The organism is Halorubrum ezzemoulense DSM 17463 (assembly GCF_002114285.1).
In the GTDB taxonomy this organism is placed as follows: domain Archaea; phylum Halobacteriota; class Halobacteria; order Halobacteriales; family Haloferacaceae; genus Halorubrum; species Halorubrum ezzemoulense.
Genome location: NZ_NEDJ01000125.1, coordinates 1 through 4,458 on the forward strand (window position 1 = coordinate 1; position 4,458 = coordinate 4,458).

A 4,458-nucleotide genomic window follows, 5' to 3' on the forward strand; every position below is an offset into this window, starting at 1 on the left:
CTTCTTTCGCACACGGACCAGTCAACAGAACGTGCTCTATGGCACGAAATCCAGGTCGGTCTCTTGCGCCCCATATCTTGTTTCACGCTCTGCTAGGGTAGCAGCGTTTCCATCGAGTCAACAGAGCCGCTAAACACTATTTTCGAGAGTGGTGTTAGAATCCATCATCGCCGAGCCACATCAACACAATTCCAGCCGCTAGCAAGAGCACTTCTACACTCGGGTCGAAAATGATAGCTGTAACAACCCCAAGCAAGTCAAGTGTAGGCGTGAATGGCCCGCCCACGCCGTACCTCGTCGCCCAACCGAGTATCGCACTAACCACGATCGCAGCGATCACCGCGTTCCCCGCAGCAACTGCTTTGTCTTCTGTGTTCATCGTGGATTCTGGGTTGTCCTGCTGCCAGACCTCGGAAGGATAGCCTTCAAGGAAAGCGTTGCCCCACCAACAAGCAGTACAGCAGCAATTCCGATGGTTTTCATCCACTGTATCATCGATTCCACCTCAATTATCGATACTCCTTGTGTTGCTGAAAGGTACATCTGTGCGCCGACGGCAGTGGCGGCAAAGCCGACGAGGGCGAGGAACGCACGAATTTCCCAGCGCATATATAATGATCTTGCTCAAGCAAGAAAAAACACGGAGAGATGTTCGTCGAAGAACAAGTCGATCGCTGTCGATATTACTGACCGGATAAACGTCACCACCACATCGCACCGCGGTAGTTCACCGGCTAGAATGTCCTACTGAAACTCTCTTTAATTGATGTCACCTGGCTACTACATACAGAGCGCGAATCTCGCAGTATGTTACCTCTCGGTTCCTGTTGTAGAATCCCGTAGAATAGGAGGAGTGGTTTCACTGGAATCACAGTAAGAAATTCTCGCGGTGGAGGGTAGCCAGTCGTTTGGCAACTGGCGCTACGAGCGATCATCTTGACCCACACTAAGAGATGGAACTTCATCTGTCCACCCTGGTTCGGCGTAGGCGTCGTCAGTCGGTTCCGTTTCAAAAAGCTGAACAACTGTATCTAGAGACCTGAGCCGTTGGCGTATCTCTTCAGCTTGGTCTGAATCGACATAGAACTCGATGGCTGCCTGCTGAACCAGCCTCCATTCGACGAGTTGTGCCACCGCGTTCGACACCTTCGTCTCAGAAATATCGGTGTGAGCTGCGATCTCGTCAGGCGAAAACCTCCTACCGCAGCGTGCGACGAGAAAACTCAGCGTCGTATACTCGCTGGAACCGGGAGTGACTGGAAACGAACCTTCCGACATTATTGTCTGACTCTTAATCGTGCGTCTATATGAATCTCAGTCCCTTGGATCTCTATTGAACTACTTTCACGCCACTACAACCCAACTCAACTGTCTCACTGAACACCCTGGCTCGGCCTCATTCGCACTCTCTATCGACGTCCAGTCACAAGTGTATCGGCTCTGAGCTTGGGACGATCAATCGCCTACTGTGGACACTCCAAGAGGGAACAGTTCGACCTGAGTTACGAGTGACGTGGATGATTTCCGGGGGTCGGTAATCGCCTCGAGGGATCTGTTTGTATCTCCCGATTTGAGTGGGGTGAGTAGAGATAGAGTAGCGTCGCGACTGGGAGGTATCTCCCATAAGGCCGTCTTGATTTACAACCAGCTTGCTGCTCGCGGTTCGGTGTAGACACACACTCGTTGAGGTCGGGTGACAGCCGACCAGCCACGCGAGCAGCTACACACCAACTCAATGCGACCAACACATCTTGAACAAGCAGTTTTCGACCGTTGGGGCCAGCAATGCGTGGTCTGCGGTCGAACCCCAGAGGAATGGCTTGAAACCGATATCGGATCGCGGAACCAGGATAAACTCTCCTTCCATCACGTCAACGGCGACGATACGGACCACCGTGTTGAGAACGAGATCCCGCTGTGTCAGAGCTGTCACGTCCACATCCACAAGGTGGATGAGCCGCCCTACCGGATATGGCATCGACAGCTCCCGATCGAGCATCGTCATGCGTGGAACGAGTACCACCACGAATACTACGAGGGACCACCCCTGACTCGTGAAGAAGCAGTGAACCAGTTCGGCGACGATGGGGGCGTCCCAGTGAGTGTGAAGTATCTCGTCCACGAACGCGAGGACTTCGATCCAGATGAGTTCGAGGCACCTGATGTCGAACTGATCCCCGATGATCACGCCGACGATGATTGTGACGAGTCCGCCCAAGACGATGATGGCGACGACTGTGACGACGACGGCACCGCCACGTCGTAGCGGCCGATATTAGCGGTTATTTTTCACGGTAGAGGGCCTCTACGCTCACTAGAGTCGATTTTTAGAAAACAGCTAAACTTCTTATACGGTTAGGGATAATCTCAAGCCAAGTATGCCCTGGTAGCGTGGAGAAGCCACCTGTCGCGTGCGGCAGGTGGAGGTGAATTAAAGGTTGCAACCCATGTAGGTCGCCTAAGAAGCGATCAGGCCGTCACCGTGGTTCGAGTCACTCACTCCAGCTGGGAAGTGAGTGGCCTGGGCGTCGGTCGGCTGACAACGGCATCTGAAGTACATGGTTCACTCGGCGCCGTCGGTTACGAGGCTCCGAGGCGGATATCGGCGGGGAGATCCCGTCGATAGTGAGCAACACTGTAGCTACCCCCCCCAGCCGATAGGCTGTCGATTGCGCTTCGCTGCCCCTTCTGGCTACGGGAGCAGCCCCGCCGGGGTTCCAGGTCCTGTGTTGAGATTTACTAGTTCGGAAGAATGGTGAGCACGCTCTCGTTCAGATCTGTTCAGTAGTCACAGTTGATGAGTGGATAACTGGTGAGGCGTAATCGGTTGAAGGGAGAAGGAGTTGGAGACTACTTGAGTTGGTCGCTGCGAGACGAGTCGTTTGTAGCTCCCGAGTGAGGTGAGGTGGGAAGAACATGGGTAAGTTGGCCACAGCCCAGCACACGATGGTGCTGGCGTGGTCGCCCGCCGTTCCCGCCTCGACCACATGAACGGACGTTACAACCCACTACTGTCAGGTCGTTTCGACGTTCAACTACCTCGCGCTGGCTCCCAGGGAGGCAGCAATGAGTAGCCCTCGCCGACGCACACGGGAACGGACAGCTCGCGAAGCACTCGAGATGCATCTCGCACAAGCGATCACGCGGTGTGAGTCGACCGTCGTCCGTGCGCACCTCGAAGCAGCCCGCGAGCAGTGTCAACGCCTCCCGCTGACACCGATTGTTGAGTGTCCCGTCTGCGGAGCGGCCGGCCTGCCAGAACGGATCGCCGAACACGACTGTCCGGTAAAACCTCGCGACCGCTGAAGCTATATCTCCTTTTTTGCGAGAGAGATTTTTTGCGCTCGATTATCGCCGTCGTCCCGACCGGCATCGCCGGCAATCCGTACTACTTCCAGAGCGAGGAGCAGTTCGTCGACGAGGTGATGGCCGAACTCCAGAGTCTCGCGTCCGTGACCGGGTCCATCAGCGAGGTCATCGTCCGTGGCAGCTACGAGCTCGCGGAGGTGCTCGACGAACACACCAGTGACGACCTCGAGGTCGACTCCTTCTCGATGGACTTCCGGATGTTCCTCGACGACGAGGGCAACGACGACCCGTCGGTCGAAGGCGTCATCGACGGCGGCGCTCCGATGGCCGAGATCGTGGCCGATGTTCACGACCTCTCCGAGGCAGAGCAGGCCGACTTCGACCTCTCCGATCGCGATGACCGGGACCTGGTCGACGTCGACGTGCTGAACGAGCTCGAAGACCGCGATGGCGGTGTGGCGCGTATCGGGAGCGCGAAGGCCAAGGCGAAGGCCCGTGCGACCGAGATGATCGTCGACGACTACTACGACTACACGGAGACGGCGGATCACACGCTCATCCTCGAGGATAGCACCGACGCCTACGAGGACGCCGCTCGCGACGTTCGTGGCCACCACAACTGGTCGAAGTACCCGTCCAGCTGTGACGGCAAGGTCCGCTCGGTCTCGCTCACCAGTGGCGAGGACGGCGCGCTCAACTGGACGCACGCGCTCCTCAACCGGAACCAGATCGAGGAAGACGAACTCAGCGACAGCCAGCTTCAGCGCCTCCGGGCCACACTCGACGAGGACACCTTCAACGCGCTCCTCGACGCCGACTACGAGACGGGCGCGGACGACGAGGCCAGCGAGCCGGCGGCGGAGCCGGAGCAGCGCGGTCGCCCCGCTGCCGAAGCGGCCGCGGTCGCCGGCAAGCCCGCTGACGACTAACTCGCCCCGGCCGACTCTTTTTTTGCTTCGTCCACCGCCCGGAGCGCAGCGAGCGCGCCCAGCACCCGCCACCACGACCGCGCAGCCACGGTCGCCGGAGGCGACCGGCGGGCACCCGCGCGTAAGTCGCGCGCAACAGCCGGAAGAGTCCAGCATCACCACATCTCCGCACCGCAACAGCCTCCCGCCGAGGCCGGAGTCCTCCCTTCGGTCGGCCTCC

At 58.0% G+C, this 4,458-nt stretch carries 5 protein-coding genes; 2 read left to right on the top strand and 3 right to left on the bottom strand.

Translation table 11 applies throughout. From position 1 onward, the window contains the following. Positions 1-154: 154 nt before the first annotated feature. From B9H04_RS17410 to B9H04_RS17420, 3 genes are all read right to left on the bottom strand, one after another. On the bottom strand, positions 155-379 hold the full coding sequence (locus B9H04_RS17410; protein WP_085682890.1) for a hypothetical protein: 225 nt from the start codon (positions 377-379) through the stop codon (positions 155-157). Next, entirely contained in the window at positions 376-609 is a 234-nt protein-coding gene (locus B9H04_RS17415; RefSeq protein WP_085682891.1) for a hypothetical protein, read from the bottom strand. Before B9H04_RS17415 ends, B9H04_RS17410 begins: the two co-directional genes overlap by 4 nt. Before the next feature lie 312 nt (positions 610-921). After that, the gene (locus B9H04_RS17420; protein WP_080508649.1) at positions 922-1,278 is read right to left on the bottom strand and encodes a helix-turn-helix domain-containing protein; all 357 of its coding nucleotides are present in this window, start codon (positions 1,276-1,278) and stop codon (positions 922-924) included. Between the two features lie 415 nt (positions 1,279-1,693). Here B9H04_RS17420 and B9H04_RS17425 point away from each other — a divergent pair, with 415 nt between their 5' ends. Together B9H04_RS17425 and B9H04_RS17435 are read left to right on the top strand one after the other, a co-directional pair. Beyond that, on the top strand, positions 1,694-2,266 hold the full coding sequence (locus B9H04_RS17425; protein WP_211216880.1) for an HNH endonuclease: 573 nt from the start codon (positions 1,694-1,696) through the stop codon (positions 2,264-2,266). A gap of 1,072 nt (positions 2,267-3,338) precedes the next feature. Further along, on the top strand, positions 3,339-4,238 hold the full coding sequence (locus B9H04_RS17435; RefSeq protein WP_049933039.1) for a hypothetical protein: 900 nt from the start codon (positions 3,339-3,341) through the stop codon (positions 4,236-4,238). Positions 4,239-4,458 lie beyond the last annotated feature (220 nt).